The 17,148-nt window shown below is 70.5% G+C and carries 13 protein-coding genes; 6 read left to right on the forward strand and 7 right to left on the reverse strand.

Annotated elements, in window-relative coordinates:
• The first annotated feature begins 156 nt into the window (after nucleotides 1-156).
• Entirely contained in the window at nucleotides 157-1,479 is a 1,323-nt protein-coding gene (locus ABZ826_RS09180; protein WP_361444559.1) for a transglycosylase family protein, read from the forward strand.
• Here the strand turns inward: ABZ826_RS09180 and ABZ826_RS09185 are convergent.
• Nucleotides 1,449-2,666, reverse strand: a complete 1,218-nt coding sequence (locus tag ABZ826_RS09185) for a DMT family transporter (RefSeq protein WP_361444562.1) — start codon at nucleotides 2,664-2,666, stop codon at nucleotides 1,449-1,451. The genes ABZ826_RS09180 and ABZ826_RS09185 overlap by 31 nt on opposite strands.
• A gap of 234 nt (nucleotides 2,667-2,900) precedes the next feature.
• On the opposite strand from ABZ826_RS09185, the gene ABZ826_RS09190 reads away from it, so the two are divergent.
• Entirely contained in the window at nucleotides 2,901-3,581 is a 681-nt protein-coding gene (locus tag ABZ826_RS09190) for a (2Fe-2S)-binding protein (RefSeq protein ID WP_361444565.1), read from the forward strand.
• A 183-nt stretch (nucleotides 3,582-3,764) separates the two neighbouring features.
• Here the strand turns inward: ABZ826_RS09190 and ABZ826_RS09195 are convergent, their stop codons facing one another.
• The 3 genes from ABZ826_RS09195 to ABZ826_RS09205 form a co-directional block, all read right to left on the reverse strand.
• Complete coding sequence (locus ABZ826_RS09195; protein WP_361444568.1) at nucleotides 3,765-5,411, reverse strand: APC family permease; 1,647 nt, start codon at nucleotides 5,409-5,411, stop codon at nucleotides 3,765-3,767.
• A gap of 340 nt (nucleotides 5,412-5,751) precedes the next feature.
• A complete protein-coding gene (locus ABZ826_RS09200) occupies nucleotides 5,752-6,477 on the reverse strand; it encodes a dienelactone hydrolase family protein (RefSeq protein WP_361444571.1) in 726 nt (241 codons plus the stop codon).
• A 109-nt stretch (nucleotides 6,478-6,586) separates the two neighbouring features.
• Nucleotides 6,587-6,718 carry a hypothetical protein gene (locus tag ABZ826_RS09205; protein ID WP_361444574.1) on the reverse strand — a complete coding sequence of 44 codons (132 nt, stop codon included), beginning with the start codon at nucleotides 6,716-6,718 and terminating at the stop codon, nucleotides 6,587-6,589.
• A 539-nt stretch (nucleotides 6,719-7,257) separates the two neighbouring features.
• On the opposite strand from ABZ826_RS09205, the gene ABZ826_RS09210 reads away from it, so the two are divergent.
• Nucleotides 7,258-9,867, forward strand: a complete 2,610-nt coding sequence (locus ABZ826_RS09210) for a PA14 domain-containing protein (RefSeq protein ID WP_361444577.1) — start codon at nucleotides 7,258-7,260, stop codon at nucleotides 9,865-9,867.
• A 131-nt stretch (nucleotides 9,868-9,998) separates the two neighbouring features.
• Here ABZ826_RS09210 and ABZ826_RS09215 read toward each other — a convergent pair whose 3' ends face one another.
• The 3 genes from ABZ826_RS09215 to ABZ826_RS09225 all read right to left on the reverse strand — a co-directional run bounded on the left by ABZ826_RS09215 (nucleotide 9,999) and on the right by ABZ826_RS09225 (nucleotide 13,444).
• Nucleotides 9,999-10,454, reverse strand: coding sequence for an ATP-binding protein (locus ABZ826_RS09215; protein WP_361444580.1), 456 nt, complete (start codon nucleotides 10,452-10,454; stop codon nucleotides 9,999-10,001).
• A 99-nt stretch (nucleotides 10,455-10,553) separates the two neighbouring features.
• Nucleotides 10,554-12,179, reverse strand: coding sequence for an ATP-binding protein (locus ABZ826_RS09220; RefSeq protein WP_361444583.1), 1,626 nt, complete (start codon nucleotides 12,177-12,179; stop codon nucleotides 10,554-10,556).
• On the reverse strand, nucleotides 12,176-13,444 hold the full coding sequence (locus tag ABZ826_RS09225) for a fused response regulator/phosphatase (RefSeq protein WP_361444586.1): 1,269 nt from the start codon (nucleotides 13,442-13,444) through the stop codon (nucleotides 12,176-12,178). The genes ABZ826_RS09220 and ABZ826_RS09225 overlap by 4 nt, the downstream gene beginning before the upstream one ends.
• A gap of 295 nt (nucleotides 13,445-13,739) precedes the next feature.
• On the opposite strand from ABZ826_RS09225, the gene ABZ826_RS09230 reads away from it, so the two are divergent.
• The 3 genes from ABZ826_RS09230 (at nucleotide 13,740) to ABZ826_RS09240 (ending at nucleotide 17,119) form a co-directional block, all read left to right on the forward strand.
• Nucleotides 13,740-15,224 carry an SDR family NAD(P)-dependent oxidoreductase gene (locus ABZ826_RS09230; protein WP_361444589.1) on the forward strand — a complete coding sequence of 495 codons (1,485 nt, stop codon included), beginning with the start codon at nucleotides 13,740-13,742 and terminating at the stop codon, nucleotides 15,222-15,224.
• 347 nt (nucleotides 15,225-15,571) lie between these two features.
• The gene (locus ABZ826_RS09235; protein WP_361444592.1) at nucleotides 15,572-15,748 is read left to right on the forward strand and encodes a hypothetical protein; all 177 of its coding nucleotides are present in this window, start codon (nucleotides 15,572-15,574) and stop codon (nucleotides 15,746-15,748) included.
• 408 nt (nucleotides 15,749-16,156) lie between these two features.
• Nucleotides 16,157-17,119 (forward strand): urea transporter, encoded by a 963-nt coding sequence (locus ABZ826_RS09240; RefSeq protein WP_361444595.1) that lies wholly within the window; start codon nucleotides 16,157-16,159, stop codon nucleotides 17,117-17,119.
• Nucleotides 17,120-17,148: the final 29 nt, after the last annotated feature.

Below are 17,148 nucleotides of genomic sequence, written 5' to 3' on the forward strand. Positions count from 1 at the left end.
GCTTGTTGCAGGTCCCTGAGACATGAAACCCGGACGGCAGTGTTCCGTGAGCCGTCCATGACGGGTGGGCTGTTCTCGCTCTCTTGTCATCGGCCTTTGCCTGCACATAAGTTGGGCGCTTGCGACGTGTCCTACTGCCAGTGGGGGAGCCAAGTCATGGCCGCAAACGGACGGCACCGCAGATACCAGCCCAGTCGGCTCAACCGTGCCTCGCTCACGGTCACCGCCGGAGGTGCGGGCATCGCGCTCCCGCTCATCGCGGCCGCCTCGGCAGGCGCCGCCTCGACGGACGTCTGGGAGAAGGTCGCCGCCTGTGAGTCCACCGGCAACTGGCACATCAACAGTGGCAACGGCTACTTCGGCGGCCTGCAGTTCACCCGGTCGACGTGGGCGGCCTACGGAGGCACGGTCTACGCCCCGCGCGCCGATCTGGCCACCAAGGGGCAGCAGATAGCGGTCGCGGAGCAGGTGCTGGAAGGGCAGGGGCCGGGCGCCTGGCCGCGCTGCTCCACCCGGGCGGGGCTGACCAGCGGCGGGGCCGCCCTCGACATCAGCCCGCAGTCGGAGCGGACCGGTCACGCCAAAGTGCCGGGGAAGGCCACCGCCGGAAGGCCGGAGACGAAGCGGACGTCCGCGACCGCCACGCCGACCACCGTGCCCGGCAAGCGTGAGATGTACACCGTGGCCCGTGGTGACTCGCTCTCCGCCATCGCGGCGACCGAGCACGTCCGGGGCGGCTGGCAGCATCTGTACGCGACGAACCGCGAGGTCGTGGGCGACGATCCGGATCTCATCCTTCCCGGGCAGCGCCTGAGCCTGGACGCGTCCCGGGCACCGAGGACGGGTTCCCGGACGGGTTCGGTCTCGGCGACGAAGCCGAAGACGAAGCCGAAGCCGAAGACGCAGGAGGCGACCGCACCACGCGAGAAGGCGAAGCCGCAGCACCGGACGACCCCACCGAAGCAGCGAGCGGCCGCGCCCCGGCACGAGCCCTCGAAGACGCACCACCAGAGCGCGAAGCCGAAGTCGCAGCCGAAGAGGGCCGAGGTCCACAGACCGGAGCGGGCCCAGAAGCACTCCGGCCTCGTCGCGCCGGTCATGGCGGGGATCGGCACCCCGTACCACCAGTCCGGTTCCTGGGCCAGCGGCCATCACACCGGTGTGGACTTCCCCGTCCCGACCGGCACCTCGGTGAAGGCGGTGGGTTCCGGCACAGTCGTCTCGGCAGGCTGGGCGGGGGCGTACGGGTACCAGATCGTGATCCGGCACAGCGACGGCAAGTACAGCCAGTACGCACATCTGTCCGCGCTTCACGTCCGTGAGGGTCGGCACGTCTCCGCCGGACAGCGGATCGCGCGCTCGGGCTCCACCGGGAACGTCACCGGCCCGCACCTGCACTTCGAGATCCGTACCGGCCCCGACTACGGCTCGGACGTCGACCCGCTGGCCTACCTCAGAGCGGGCGGCGTCAGCGTCTGAACGGCGCCCCGAGGGGCGTCCGGATCAACCGGTGCGGCAGGCCCCGCCGACGTGCCGCCCCGCCGTGCGGAGCGGGAACGCGAAGAGCGGCCGGTCGTGAACTCCGCCTGCCCGAGCCGACGCTTCAGCGGCATCGTCAGGTGCAGCGCAGGGGCCGCCGCGGACCTTTCGGCGACGGCTTCGAGGGCTCCGGCGGGCGTCGACGGTGCGGGCTCGTGACATGCCGTGACCGTCGGCGCGGGCTGAGGCGGACCAACCGCCGGCTCCGCAGCGCCGGGGGCCTCGCCCGGGTGCTTCGGACCCGCCACCGCGCCCGGGACGACCGGGTGCGCGCTTCCAGCCTGCTGCCCGGCCCGCTGCTCCGCGCCCAGCCGTTCCGTCGTCAGCAGTATCAGCCCACCCGCGGCGACGACCCCGCAGGCCAGGGCGAGCATTGTGCCCGCCGTACCGTGCCGGAACCGCTCATCGAACAGGGTGATGCCGACAGCGGCGGCTATCACCGGGTTCACCACGGTCACGGTGGCCAGCGGCGCGGTCAGCCCGGCACCCCGGTACGCGGCCTGGGAAAGCAGCAGTCCGGCGGACGCGAACGCGGCGATCGCCAGCAACGCCGGCACTCCGGCGCCCGCCGCACCGGAGGCCCACTGCACCGCCACCGTCTTCGTGAACACCGAGGCGATACCGAAGGCCACACCCGCGCCCCCCGCCAGGACGACGCTCCTCACCACGGGCCGCTGCACCCCCTTGGCGATCAGGAAGAGCGCCGCGACCACGCCGAGTGTGACTCCGGCGAGCATCAGCTGGTCCGGGCCGCTCAGGGTGTGCGATTCGGCGTTCCCGGTGAGCGCGAGCAGTCCCGCCAGACCGACGGCCGCCATGATCGCGCCGCGCCACGCGGTGGCGCCCGCCCGGCGGCGTGCGAAGAGCGCCGCCATGGGCAGGGCGAAGACGATGGTCAGCGCACCGAGCGGCTGGACGAGGCTGAGCGGACCGTAGGCCAACGCCACCACATGCAGCACCGCCCCCACGCCGTTCAGCGCCACGGCGGCCCACCAGACGGGGTTGCGCAGGGGTGCGAACGAGCGGCCGTCTCCAGCCGTGGCCACGCGCTCCTGAACGATCGCCCCGGCCGCGTAGGCGACCGCGGAGACCAGTGACAGAAGCACGGACAGCGCAAGGGAACTCATGTACACCACGATGTCGCTTCAAAGTGGCTGCGTCGTCGTCCTTGAGGCGGCGATCCGGCGTACTGCCTTGGTAGTACGGGAGTAGTCCCAGTGTCCTCCTCCCGAAGGCAGTCGTCCCTCCGAGGGACCCGGAACGATCATTCCGACGGGTTACGGTGAGGACCGGGGCGCTGCAATCCGGGTGCCCGCGATGTCATCGTGGTGGGCGGCGGGGAGCCGGGAAGGAGCAGCGTGATGGACGAGCCCGCGGCGGATTCGCCGGCCGGATTCTTCGCACTCCGGACGTCCGCGCCGTCCGACGGGGCGCACCGGCCGCTGGCTCTCTTGTACGCGGGGGAGTCCGCACAGCTCACGGCTCGTATCGACGCCGTCGGCGTCCGGCTCGGTACCTCCGAGCGCAGGGTCGCCGCCTCCGTCGCACACCTGGGGCTGGCCGCCCGGCTCTGGTCCATCGCGCTCGGCCCCGCGGCCCTGACCGGACGCTTCCCCGCCCTTTCTCCCGATGCCCTGCTCTGGGACCCGCGGCACACCTTTCCCGACGACCTCTGGCTGAGCTCCGCCGCGACGCTGCCCGCCACGGCCGACCGGATCCGGGAAGCCGTCCAGTACGGCCATCTCGTTCCCCTCGCCGAGGCCATCCACCGGGACGGCCCCCTGTCGGACCGGCTGCTGTGGGGCAATGCGGGCTCGGCGCTGGCGGGGTCCCTGCGTGAACTGGTCGCCTGGGCCCGTGAACATCGCCGTCCCGACGTGTCGGGCCGGGCCCGTGCGCTGGTCGCCGAACTGTTCGAGCACTCGGACCTGCGGAATACCGGAGGCCCGCACGACACGGCGTTCCGCCGTCGCAGTTGTTGCCTGTACTACCGCTGCCCGGCGGGCGGTCTGTGCGGCGACTGCGTCTTCGAAAGCGCCTGACACGCCCGCGAGAGCGTCCGACACGCCCACGAGCCGCGGCGTCCACGAGCCGCGATGCCGTCGAGCCGGGACGCCCACGGGCCGCGACGCCCCCGGGCGGCAGCACCGCCGAGCCGCGACGTCCATGGGCCGCAGCACCGTCGAGCCCGACGCCGCCCGCGGTCGGAAGACCGGTGGGGTCGGTCACCCGCCGGGGACCACCTCGACGGAGCCGATGTATTCCTGGGTCTCCTCGGCCGGGAGACGGACGGCCTGGGCCCAGAAGTAGATCACCAGACTGAAGGCGGCGATGAGGACGATGTCCCACCACAGCGGCAGCGCGTCGGTCGCACCGCAGGACGCGGACGATGCCGGGCCCGTGCTGCAGAAACCGCCCTGCCAGGAGATCAGGCCCATGCCCACGAGGTACACCGGCAGCCACTGCGCGGACCGCCAGTCCATGTGCGGAACTCTCGGGTTGAGCTTGAGCAGGGCGGAGCCGCCCAGCAGCAGATAGCCGAGCACGATGGCCACACCGAGCCGCCACAGGGTGTCCCAGCCCGCCCAGTAGATGATCAGATTCGAGACGATGAACGCCACGGGTGCCCAGAACATCCCCCCGCGCAGCCGGTACGGACGAGGCCGCTCCGGGTCCTGTTTGCGCAGGCACCCGAAGGCCAGCGGTGCTCCCGCGTACATCAGCACACTCGCGGACGTGACGAAGCCGACCAGCTTCTGCCACGTGGGGAACGGCAGGAACACGATGAGTCCGATCACGAAGGCGAAAAGCAGGCTGAACCACGGGACGCCGCGCTCGGTGGTGCGCTCGAAGACCACCGGGACGTAGCCGTTGCGGGACAGTCCGTAGGAGACCCGTGAGGTGGCCGTGGTGTAGATCAGGCCCGTACCGGACGGTGACACGACCGCGTCGATGTACAGCAGCGTGGCGAGCCAGCCGAGCCCGACGGACGTGGCGAGTCCGGCGAACGGCCCCGCCTTTCCGCTGAAGGTCAGGTCGGCCCAGCCATGGGCGAACGCGCTGTGCGGCAGGGCGGCGATGAAGACGACCTGAAGTGCCACATAGATGAGGACGCCGATGAGAATCGAACCGATGACCGCCCGTGGGATGTCCTTGGCGGGATTACGGCTCTCGCCCGCCAACTGGTCGGCCTGCTCGAAGCCGAGCAGCGCGAAGATGATGCCGCTGGTGCTGATGGCGGAGAGCACGCCCTTGGCTCCGAAGGGGGCGAAGCCCTGGTAGCCGAAGTTGGCGCTGTGGAAGGTGGTGGCGGCCAGCACGACGATGGTGAAGACCGGGACGGCTACCTTCCACCACGTCGCCACGCTGTTGGTGTGGGCGAGCCATTTGATGCCGAGGAAGTTGACGACGACGAAGAACGCCATGAACGCGACGGCCAGCCCGTATCCCGCGGGTGTCAGATGATTCTTGCCGGTCTGCACCCAGGGGGCGTGGACGCTGAGATAGTTCAGCGACGCCATGACCTCGATCGGCGCCACGGTGACGGCCTGGAGCCACGAGAACCATCCGAAGGACGCGCCGGCGGCGCTGCCGAAGGCGTAGTGCGGGAAGCGGGCGGTACCGCCCGCGACCGGGTACATCGCTCCCAGCTCGGCGTGGACGAAGGCCAGCACGATGATGGCGAGCGCCCCGATTCCCCAGGAGATGAGCGCCGCCGTGCCGGCTGCCTGTGCGGCGAACAGTGCGCCGAACAGCCAGCCGGATCCGATGATGGACCCCTCCGAGGTCCAGATGAGACCGATCAGCCCGATGTCCCGCTTGAGGCCCGGGTTCGTGGGCGCCGTGGGCGCGACCGGCCTGGACATCCGCATGGTGCATGCACCCCTTGCTCCGGCGGGGATGAGGCGTGGGGGGTGTAGATGTGCCTCGGGGGACCTCAACAAGATGCCCCGAACCCGGTGATTCGCTCGCGGTGCACGCGGAAGTTGCGCCACTCGGGGTGCCGTCAACGAGCGGTGAACCCACAGAAATATTGCTGACCGTGACCGAATTCGGGGCGGCTTTATCGAGCGTGTCCGTGGTCGGAGCTCCGGCGCCGACGGGCAAGCACCTCGTCACAGTTTCTCTGAGCTGCGGTGATGTCCCACCGACCGGTGCCGGTGGCGGTCGACCGGCCTGGTTCGCGGCCCGGGATCGCGGTTGCCGACCAGATCACTCCGTTACGGGCAGGCACTCGGCGAGCAGGTCGACGACGTCGCGCCAGGCCCGCTGCGCGTGCCGTGGGTGGTGGCCGACGCCGGGGCGCACGGGATGGTCGACCGGCGGGTGGTGGAAGGCGTGCAAGGCACCGCCGTAGACCACGAGGCGCCAGTCGACGTCCGCGGCCTGCATCTCGGCGGTGAACGCGTCCCGTTGCGCGGGCGGCATGATCGGGTCTTCCGACCCGACCCCGGCCCACACCGGGCAGCGAATGCGCGCCGCCTCGCCCCGTCGGCCCGTGGTCAGCGCGTTGACTGTCGCGATCGCGCGCAGGTCGACGCTGTCGCGTCCGACTTCCAGCACGATTGCGCCCCAGGTGCCGTAGCCGATGGCGGCGATCCGGTCGGGGTCGGTCCGCGGTTCGGCGCGCAACACGTCGAGCGCCGCGTGGCCGATGCCCCGCATCCGGTCGGGGTCGGCGAGCAGGGGGATCACGTGCGCCAGCATCTCCCCGGGGTCGGTGAACCAGCGACCGCCATTGATGTCGAAGGCCAGCGCCACGTACCCCAGCTCGGCCAGGGTGTCGGCCCGGCGGCGCTGGAAGTCGTTCAGCCCCGGCCCCTCGGGCCCGACCAGGACCGCGGGCCGGCGGTCGACACCGGCCGGGAGCGCCAGGTGCCCGATCATCGTCAGGCCGTCGGCCGGGTACTCGACCGTGTGCGTGGTAACCGTCGTCATGAGACTGGACGGTAGTGATCGTCGAGCCGAGGCGGGCCGGTGTTCACCGCCGGCAGAAGAGCGCGGAAGTGCCTCTGCAGACCCGCGTTCCCGCGGCGGCGACATCGGATCACCTGTCCCGGCCACGGTGCTGGAGCCGGACCTGCCGGGTCTGCCGCCGGGGGCGTGCCTCGCGCTGGACGAGCAGGTCGACGGCGCCACCACCGCCCACGTCGGCCACACCGAGGTTCGCCTGGTGCACGAAGCCGCCCGAACGCGGAACTCCGACCGGGCTACCGTCGGCGGTCGGTGCCTGGCGTCTGCCGAGGGCATGCCGCATCGCTCAGGCGGCGGGTCCGCCAGGGAACAGGGCGCGGGGTGCGAGGGCGAGCCGGGTGGTTGGTGTGGTGTCGGGCGGGTCGAGGCCGAGGCCGCCTGCACGACGCCTATCGGCCGCTGGAGGTGGACGGACTGGACGAGGGCCGGCTCGCGCTCTCCATGCTCGCGCAGCGTCGGTCGCTGACGGCCGGTCCACTACGGCTGCCCGACAGGGACTTCCCCGGCCGGGCGTTCATGGCGGGTAGCGCCGAGTACAAGCTGAAGAAGGCGCTGGAATGGTGGACGCCTGAACGCCCGGGTGCGGTGTGCCCGTGCCGAGCAGCGGGAGAGGTGGACCGTTCCCGACTTGTCATGCACCTGGACAGTTCGGCGGGTGTCGTGCTGTCATGCCAACTGCCGTTCCTTCCAACGTTGTACATCCTGCTGCAACGAGCCGCCACCCTTCCTCGACAAGGAGGATCCGTGCGCATCAGAAAGAAACTGGTTCTACTTCTCGCTGCCGTTCTCGGCGCCGCCGGCCTGTCCGCCGTGCCTGCCGCTTCGGCCGTCCCGGACCCCGGGAGCACCGGTGAGGTGCATGGGCTGAAGGGCGAGTACTACACGCATACCGCCCCCGGCGCCTTCGACTTCGGGCAGCTCAAGGCCACCGGATTCGACCCCGACATCGACTTCCCCACGCTTGAGCCGCGGTTGGTTTCGGCGACCGGGCAGAGCGATGACGTCAGCATCCGCTGGACCGGAAAGATCGTTCCGGAGAAGACCGGTGCGCATGTCTTCTCGATGATCGGGGACAACGGCTTCCGGCTCTGGATCGACGGGAAGCCGGTCATCGACCACTGGGTCGACGACTGGGAGGTCGAACAGACCTCGCAACCGGTCGAGTTGACTGCGGGCAAGGCCTACGACCTCAAGGTCGAGTTCTTCGAGCATCAAGGAGGGTCCAGCCTCCATCTGAAGTGGACCGAACCCGGTGGCGGCAAGGTGCCGGTGCCGCAGTCCGCCTTCCGGCTGCCCGACGACTTCGCGTACGACGGCGCCATCGCCGCCACGGTGCTCGCCGACGGGCGCAGTCTCAAGCTGGGCTTCGCGCAGAAGCTCGCTCCCCTGCCCGCCGGGCTGGCCAACCATCTCGACGCCGTGATCGGCGGTGCCACGTGGCCGCTCGGCGCCGTCAAGGCGGACCCGGCCGACCCGCGCAGCCTCACCGTCGCGCTCAAGGAGCCGGTCGTCGGCAACAAGCGCGGTGACGCCAGGGGGCTCGCCGATGTCCGCTACGACGGTGCCGGGGCCCTGGCGGGGGAGGACGGCAAGCCCGTCGGTGCCTTCTGGTCCAGCGGGCCCAACCGCTCCAGGTACGAACTGCGTACCGGGTGGGCCGATGAGGTGGGCCCGCACAACGCGCTGCCCGAGTACCCGCGACCTCAGCTCACTCGCGTCAACTGGCAGAATCTCAACGGCTCCTGGGAGTTCGCCCCGGCGAGGGCGGGGGAGCGGCCCCCGGTCGGCAGGAAGCTCGGCGAGAAGATCCTCGTTCCCTATCCGGTCGAGTCGCAGCTCTCGGGGATCGAGCGGCACGAGGACCGGATGTGGTATCGCCGCACCTTCACCGTCCCCAAGGACTGGAAGGTCGGATCCGGCAAGCGTCTTCAGCTGAACTTCGGGGCCGTCGACTGGCAGTCCGAGGTGTACGTCAACGGCAGGAAGGTCGCCGAACACCGGGGCGGCTACGACAAGTTCAGCGCGGACATCACCGATGCGCTGAAGCCCGGCCGCAACCAGGAACTGATCGTCGGTGTCCACGACCCGACCGATTCCGCGAACGGTGAGAACCCGCCGATGGGCAAGCAGCGCCTCGATCCCAGCGGCATCTGGTACACGCCGTCGTCCGGGATCTGGCAGACGGTGTGGATGGAGCCCGTCGCCGCCGATCACGCGGACTCGCTGAAGCTCACCCCCGACGTCCGGGGCGAGAAGGTGGCCGTCGAGGTGCGCGGCGTACGGGACGGGGTGCCGGTCAAGGCCACCGCCTACGACGGGGACCGCAAGGTCGGGAGTGTCAGTGGACGTACCGGGGCGGCACTCGACCTCGGTGTGCCCGACCCGCATCTGTGGTCTGCGGACGATCCGCATCTGTACCGGCTGAAGGTCACCGTCGGTTCGGACCGGGTCGGCAGCTACTTCGGGATGCGGTCCGTCGCCGTCGAGAAGGTGAACGGCACCCCGCGCACCGTGCTCAACGGCAGGCCTGTCTTCCTGATGGCCACCCTCGACCAGGGCTTCTGGCCCGACGGTCTGCACACCGCCCCCACCGACGAAGCGCTGGCGTACGACCTGAGGATGCACAAGGCGATGGGGTTCAACTCCGTCCGCAAGCACATCAAGGTCGAGCCCGACCGCTGGTTCTACTGGGCGGACAGGCTGGGCCTGCTGGTCTGGCAGGACATGCCCGCGATGAACACCGTCAACCCGTCCGCCGCCGCGCGAACCGAGTACGAGCGCGAGATGAAGGAGATGATCGACGAACACTCCAGCCACCCGTCCGTCGTCATGTGGGTCACCTTCAACGAGGGCTGGGGCCAGTACGACCAGGCCCGCGTCGCCGAGCAGGCCAAGTCCTGGGACCCGACCCGGCTGGTCAACAACATGAGCGGCCTCAACTGCTGCGGCGCGGTGGACGGCGGCAACGGTGACATCGCCGACGCGCACGGCTACCCGAGCCCCGCGCTTCCGCGGCCCGACGGGAGACGCGCCCTGGTCAGCGGGGAGTACGGCGGGCTCGGCCTGGCCGTGCCGGGGCACGCCTGGGCCGTACAGCAGTCGTACATCGCGGTCGACCCGGCCACCTACACCGACGACTATCTGGCCCGGCTCGACGAGGTGCGAAAGCTCGCCTGCAACGGCAGCAACGGCGCCGTCTACACCCAGATCTCGGATGTCGAGGGAGAGTTGAACGGACTCCTCACCTACGACCGCCGGATCGTCAAGCCTGATGTCGAACGCATCAGGGCGGCACAGGAGGCGCTCGTCCGGGACGCGTCGAACCCGGTCGTGGCGGGGTGTCCCACCGCCTGATCCGTGACAGCGCTCCGGCCCGTACCGGCCCGTCCCGGACGGGCCGGAACGTGTCCGTCCGCACCTCTGGCCCGGATCGCCGGGAATCCACCGTGGCCGTGGGGCGGGCGGCGTCCCGCCCGCCCCACAGCTCAGCTGCTCAGTTCGAACTCGGCCCGGATGCGTTTGCCCACCGGTACGCGCTCGGCGGTCAGCCGGTCGCAGAGGGCCACGACGATCTCCATGCCGTGGCCGCCGGGGCGCGTGGGATCGGGCGAGTAGAACAGCGGCAGGGCCGTACTGCTGTCGTACACCGTCACGCTGACGCGTTCCGCGGTGCCCTCCAGCTCCAGCAGATACGGGCCCTGACTGTAGCGGTCGGCATTGGTGACCAGCTCGCTCACGGCCAGCATCAGATCGCTGCGCGTGTGTTCGCCGAACACCGCGAGCCACTCGGCGGCCAGCCGGACCAGGAAGCGGTCGGCCAGCTCCCGGGCCTGCGCGATGCAGCCGGGCTCGCCGTCGAACACCTCGGCGCTGTGCAGAACCTCCGTGGGCCGGTCCGGGAAAGGGCGACCGGCCGGTCGGGAGGTGGCCTGTTCGTTCATGTGCTCCAGCCAGGGCGACGCAGGGGTGTTCGTTGACAGCTTCTCGCCGTTCGCCTACCCGCCACGAACGGTCCCACTCCGGGGAGAACCCGGCAGATCTCAGCCATGGCCGGGCCTTGCGGCGGAAGGATCCACGGCGAGCGGTGCTGCCGTCGAGTGCGCCGGCACGGCGGGGGCGACGGGAAGGGTGAAGTGGACGCAGGCGCCTTCGGTGGTCTCCGGGTCCAGCCGGATCCGGCCGCCGTGGAACTCCACGATCTTCCGGCACAGGGCCAGGCCGATGCCCGTGCCCTCGTACTCGTCCCTGCTGTGCAGTCGCTGGAAGATGACGAAGACGTCCTGCGCGGACTCCGGCGCGATTCCGATGCCGTTGTCCGTCACCCGGAAGTGCCAGTCGTCGCCGTCCCGCGCGCAGCCGACCGTGATCCGGCACGGCACGTCGGGGCGGCGGAACTTCACCGCGTTGCCGATCAGGTTCTGCCAGACCATGGCGAGCGCCGTCGCGTCCCCGGTCACCTCGGGCAGCGGACCCTCCCGTACGACCGTTGCACCGGACTCCTCGACGACCAGCGCGAGATTGGCCAGCGCGCGGTCGAGGGTCCGGTCGAGGCCGACCGGCTTCCACTTCTCGTGCACCCAGCCCGTACGGGAGAAGGTGAGCAGATCGTCGATCAACACCTGCATCCGCCCGGCGCCGTCGACCGCGTAGTCGATGTACTGCCGCGCCCGGTCGTCGAGCTGCGCGCCGTACCGTTTCTCCAGAAGCCGGCAGAACGAGGCGACCTTGCGCAGTGGCTCCTGCAGATCGTGCGAGGCAACATAGGCGAACTGTTCCAGCTCTCCATTGGACCGGCGCAGCTCCCGCGTCTGGTCCGCCAGCAGCGTCTCGCGCTCCCGGGACTCGGCCAGTTCCTCGACGATACGGCGGCGCATGTCCTCCACGGCCGCCGCCACCGCCCGCACATCGGACGGGCCGTCCACCTCGATCCGGCTGTGGAACGCCCCCGAACTGACCGTCTCGGAGGCGGCGGTCAGCCGGCTCAGCGGTCGGCCCACCATCCGGTTCAGCAGCAGACTCAGCGAGAGGACTGCGAGCAGAAAGCCCAGGACCAACGAGATCAGCACCTGGTCGCGGGTGGTGCGGGCCGTGCTCAGATCGGCGCGGGCCCGGTCGCGCGCCACGTCGAGATGTGCCTGCTGGGTGGCGTACAGCTGCCGCAGGGTGTCGAACTCGTGGTTGCTCCGCCGGATCGGGGCGGAGGACTCGGATGCGGGGCCTTCCCGCCGGACCGCGGCGACCAGCGGCTCGGCGTGCACGCTGCGCCACTCCCGCGCGGCCGCGGCGATCCGGTCGAGATCGCGGGCGAAGGGCTGCTCGTCCCCGACGAGCGCGCGCACTCTGGCCAGCCGCAGCTTCTCGTCCCGCATCCCCGCCTCGTACGGCCGAAGGAACGTCGAATCACCGGTGAGCGCGTATCCGCGGACCCCGGTCTCCTGGTCCAGCAGGGCGTTCTGCAGTTGGAAGGACGACGAGCGCGCCGGCTGTATCCGGTCCACCAGTTCGGTGGTGCGGTCGGATATCCGGGCCAGCACCAGGCCACCGACGGTCAGCCCGGCACAGACGACCAGCACGAAGACGGCGAGAATCAGATGGACCCAGTTCTGGACCGACAGACGGGCGGCCGGACGGCGGCGCGGGGCCGACGGCGCGTCCCGGCCGCTCACCGCGGCTCCTCCCGCCCCCAGCCCAGGTGGAGCACGGCCACGTCGTCGGCGAGGCCGCCGTACGGGGACGCGGCCAGGGCGGCCTCGTCGACCAGGGTGTCCACGAAGGCGCGGGCCGCCAGTGATCCGTGTCGGCGGGCCATGGCGAGCAGCCCGTCCTCGCCGAGCCGGGTTCTCGGCCCCGTACGCCCTTCGAAGAGGCCGTCCGTGAAGAGGACGATCCGGCCGTCCCCGGGCAGCGAGAGCTCCGAGGCGCTCCAGTGCCCCGTTCCCGGCAGCAGTCCCAGCGCCATGCCAGGCTCGGGCTCGACCCAGCTCACCCGGGCACCGCCGCGCAGCAGCAGCCCGGGGTGACCGGCCCGCACCACCCGCACGCGGCGTCGGTCCGGTGCGAAGACCAGTGAGGTGACGGTGGCGAAGACATGCGGGTCGGAGCGTTCGGCGACGAGGATCTCCTCCAGCAGCCGGACCTGTTCGGCCTGACCGGTGGCGCACAGCACCGCCGTGCGCCACGCCACCCGCAGGCAGACACCGAGCGCCGCCTCGGCCGCCCCGTGCCCCGACACGTCGCCGATCACCGCGTGCACCGTGCCGTCGGACGTCTGCACCACGTCGTAGAAGTCACCGCTGAGCAGGGCCTGAGCCCGGCCCGGTGCGTACCGCGCCACCGCTTCGAAGGAGTCGTCGTGCAGCAGGGGCACGGGCAGCAGACCGCGTTCCAGGCGGGCGTTCTCCTGAGCCATGAGCCGGTTGGCACGCAACGCGGCGGCGGCCCGCTCGACCTGCTTGCGCTGGAGGGCGTAGCGGACCGAGCGCCCCAGTGCCTCCGGATCGAGTCGGCCCTTGACGAGATAGTCCTGCGCACCGGTCGCCACGGCCGACAGGCCCGTATCGGCCTCGGACCTGCCGGTCAGCACCACGATGGCGGCGTCGGGCGCCGATTCCACGATCCGGGTGACGGCGTCCAGGCCGTACCCGTCGGACAGGTGGAGGTCGAGCAGGACACAGCACGGGGTCCGGCAGCCGGCCAGGAACCGGCGCGCCTCCGTCAGCGTTCTGCACCAGGTCAACGCCGAGTCGAGCTCACTGTCCGCGAGCATCTCCTCGACGAGGAGCGCGTCACCGGCGTCGTCCTCGACCAGCAGGATCACGGCATCGACATCCCAGACGGAACCGCTGTCGGCCGGGGGACGCCCGATCTGTACGGGGACGGCGGCCGGATGTACGGGCTGTGCCGGGGATCCACCCACGGGGAGCTCGGTCACTGTCCACCCCCTGTGTACGGACCGGATACGGCCCGGCTCCGGCCGTATCGCAGGGAAGCATATGTGACCGAACTGTGGAGGGCCCCGGGGGCCGAGCGGCTCGGCCCCAGCGAAGTCACGGGACGACGCGCGAAGTCACACGTTGACGCGCCCGGCGCACCACGGGGTGCCTCACGGGACACGTCACACGAACGGAGCAGCATCAGGTGCATGGCAGACTTGACCGGGGCGTTCGGCCCGACAGGACCCGGTACGGCGGTCGGCGCCACGAGGGACGAGTGACAGAGGAACGGCAATGACGGTGACAGAGGAAAGCCCGGAGCTCGCTCCCGGTACTGAGGAGTTCGGTCCCGGTATCGACCCGGGGCGGCTGGCCGTCTGCCTGAGCGTGCTCGACGAACTCGACACCATCGAGGTCGACCACCCCGACGCCATAGCCGTGCGCCGTGCCACGGCCGGGATCTACCGGACCGTGAAGCAGCGCCGCCGTCAGGAGCGCCGCGCCGCCAAGACCGCGCACGACAAGGCCGTCACCGAGGCCACCGCGACCGGCTCGGCCGACCGCATCGACGACGAGACACAGGGGATCCTGCCGTCGTCCTCGGCCCGCGCCGAGATCGCCGGCGTCCTGCAGCGCCCCCGGTCCTGCTACATCTGCAAGACCCGGTACGTCGAGGTGGACGCGTTCTACCACCAGCTCTGTCAGCAGTGCGCCCAGGAGAACCGGGCGCGCCGCGACGCGCGGACCGACCTCACCGGCCGCCGCGCGCTCCTCACCGGCGGTCGCGCCAAGATCGGCATGTACATCGCGCTGCGGCTGCTGCGCGACGGCGCGCACACCACCATCACCACGCGTTTCCCCAACGACGCGATCCGCCGCTTCAAGGCGATGCCGGACAGCGACGAGTGGATCCACCGGCTGAAGATCGTCGGCATCGATCTGCGCGACCCGGCCCAGGTCGTCGCGCTCGCGGACTCGGTCGCCGCCGAGGGCCCGCTGGACATCCTGATCAACAACGCGGCGCAGACGGTGCGCCGCTCCGCCAACGCGTACAGCGAACTGGTCCACGCCGAGTCCGCCCCGCTTCCGGCGGGTGAACTGCCCGCAGCCGAGGTCATCGGGACCTTCGGCAGTGGCACCGTCGACCGGGTCGCGGCGCTGCCCGCCGCCCGCAAGGAGGGCCTGAGCGCGCAGGACGTGACCGAGCTCGCCCTGGTCACCGGGTCCGCCTCCCTGGAGCGGATCGCCGCCGGAACGGCGATCGACGCGGGCGGTCTCGTGCCCGATCTGCATGACACCAACAGCTGGATCCAGACGGTCGACGAGGTCGAGCCGATCGAGCTGCTGGAGGTCCAGCTCTGCAATTCCACCGCGCCGTTCATCCTGATCAGCCGGCTCCGTCCGGCGATGGCGGCGACCGCCGCCAAGCGCGCCTACGTGGTCAACGTCTCGGCGATGGAAGGCGTGTTCGGCCGCGGCTACAAGGGCGCGGGCCATCCGCACACCAACATGGCCAAGGCCGCGCTGAACATGCTCACCCGCACCAGCGCCCAGGAGATGTTCCAGAAGGACGGCATCCTGATGACCGCGGTCGACACCGGCTGGATCACCGACGAGCGTCCGCACCCCGACAAGATCCGCCTCGCCGAGGAGGGCTTCCACGCCCCGCTCGACCTGGTCGACGGCGCCGCCCGCGTGTACGACCCGATCGTGCGCGGCGAGGGGGGCGAGGACCTGTACGGCTGCTTCCTCAAGGACTACGCGACCGCCAACTGGTAGGCAACGGGCGGCGGGGCGTGCGCGCGGGGTCATGGACCCGGTCGGGAACCGCTCCTGGCCGGGTCCTTTCCGTATTCGGTGGCTGAAAGTGACCTACGGCACACATTCCATCGAGCGGGAACGCGCTCATTTGGTTACTCTGATGTGAACGGACGTCATCGAGGAGTCCACGAATCCTCCCCGACCGTCCTGGGACAGGCTTGTCAACCAAGTCGCCGTCCCGTCCCGTACCCGGCGCCACCGCGACCGTACTGTTCCTTCCCCCGCCCCTCGCGGGTGGTCGACTCCTGGTAATGAGGCCGGGGTGTCGGCGACGCCCGGGGCCACGCGACACAAAGGAGTGCGCGGTGACGACACCAGAACTGACGAAGCACGAGAAGCCTTCGGCCGAACGATACGGAGAGCGGGCCCGCAGGCCCGAGAAGCTCCGCAACATCGAGGTCTGGGCCAGGTCCGCGCCGATCCGGCTGGCCGGCTACGAGGAGGACCTCGCCGAGCCGCACATCCTGCCCGGCATCGACTGACCGCTTCGCGTCCGACCGCCTCACCCCCGAGCTCCGGCCCGCATCCCGCAAGGGGCGGGCCGGAGCTCGGTCGTTCCTGCTCATCCGCCAGTCCCAGGACCGTGTCCGCCACCGCGGCCCCGGCGAACGAGAGCCCGACGCCAGCGCCGACGGTCAGCACCGGACAGCCGGCCCCGCCCGATGGCCTGACGGCGAGCCGAGGTGAAGGTCAGCAGCTCGTAGGAGGAGCGACGGCGGACGCGGGACACCCGGCACGCAGAACGACTCGGGTGCGCACTCGAATGGATCTACCGAACGGCTCACCAGGGGAAAAACGGCCCGTCATGTGTATGGATGGCGGTGAGTGGTTCTTCGACCGCTCCGCCCGGTCGTCAGACCGTCCCTCTCCGCCCGACCGTTGGAGCCCCCTTGTCCGTCGCCGAGCCGGATGCCGTTGGCAGGCTCGAGAGCCGGCAGCCGACCGCCTACCTCCTGGCATCGGTGCGTGGAGTCGGGCAGGTCGACCTCCAACCCGGGATCTGGACGGGCGCGTTCATCCTCGCCGGGCTGTGGGCCGCGGGCTGGCGGATCGGCCTGTTCGCCACGCTCGGCACGATGCTCTCCACGGCGACCGCCTACGCGCTGGGTGTCGACCGGTCGGGCATCGCCCTCGGCCTCCAGGGCTACAACGGCTGCCTCACCGGCATCGCACTGGTCACCTCGCTCGGACACCACCCCGCCACCTATGTGCTCACCGTCATCGGCACGATCATGTGCACCCTGCTGATGGCGGCGCTGACCACCCTGCTCGCCCCCTACGGACTGACGGCGCTCACCGCACCGTTCTGCCTGGTCTCCGGCGTCATGGTGCTCGGGGCTCCGTCCTTCCACCGGGTCTGGCACGGTGCCCCGAGGGCCGTCTCCAGCGCCACCACCGGGGACACCGGCATCTCGTGGGACGACCTGTGGCACGCCTTCTTCACCAATGTGTCGCAGATCTTCCTGGTGGGTGAGTGGTACGCCGGGCTCATCATGCTCGTCGGCCTGGCCCTGGCCGGAGTGCGCGTGGTGCTGTACGCGGCGGCCGGCAGCGTCATGGGAATCGTCGCGGCCTGGGCACTCGGTGCCCCCACCGCGCTGGTTGCCGAGGGCATCTACGGATACAACGCCGTTCTCGTCGCCATCGCCATCGGCGCGGTCTTCCTCACCGACACGGTGTGGAACGGGGCGTACGCGCTCTTCGGGGCCGCGGCCACCACCGGCCTCACGGCCTCACTGACGTCTTTCTTCAAGCCGTTCGGCGGCCACACCTTCACCTGGCCGTTCATCCTCACGACCTGGGCGTTCATGGCAGCCGTCCCGCTGCTGACGCGCCTTCGCCGCAGCGACTGACGCCGCCCCCACGGACGTTCCCCACCCCT

It is taken from the genome of Streptomyces sp. NPDC047515 (genome assembly GCF_040643055.1).
Taxonomy (GTDB): domain Bacteria; phylum Actinomycetota; class Actinomycetes; order Streptomycetales; family Streptomycetaceae; genus Streptomyces.

Bases quoted from the DNA above. Each gene is read 5' to 3' on its own strand.
- ABZ826_RS09180 (WP_361444559.1), top strand. From the start codon at position 157: ATGGCCGCAAACGGACGGCACCGCAGATACCAGCCCAGTCGGCTCAAC.
- ABZ826_RS09185 (WP_361444562.1), bottom strand. From the start codon at position 2,666: ATGAGTTCCCTTGCGCTGTCCGTGCTTCTGTCACTGGTCTCCGCGGTC.
- ABZ826_RS09190 (WP_361444565.1), top strand. From the start codon at position 2,901: ATGGACGAGCCCGCGGCGGATTCGCCGGCCGGATTCTTCGCACTCCGG.
- ABZ826_RS09195 (WP_361444568.1), bottom strand. From the start codon at position 5,411: ATGCGGATGTCCAGGCCGGTCGCGCCCACGGCGCCCACGAACCCGGGC.
- ABZ826_RS09200 (WP_361444571.1), bottom strand. From the start codon at position 6,477: ATGACGACGGTTACCACGCACACGGTCGAGTACCCGGCCGACGGCCTG.
- ABZ826_RS09215 (WP_361444580.1), bottom strand. From the start codon at position 10,454: ATGAACGAACAGGCCACCTCCCGACCGGCCGGTCGCCCTTTCCCGGAC.
- ABZ826_RS09230 (WP_361444589.1), top strand. From the start codon at position 13,740: ATGACGGTGACAGAGGAAAGCCCGGAGCTCGCTCCCGGTACTGAGGAG.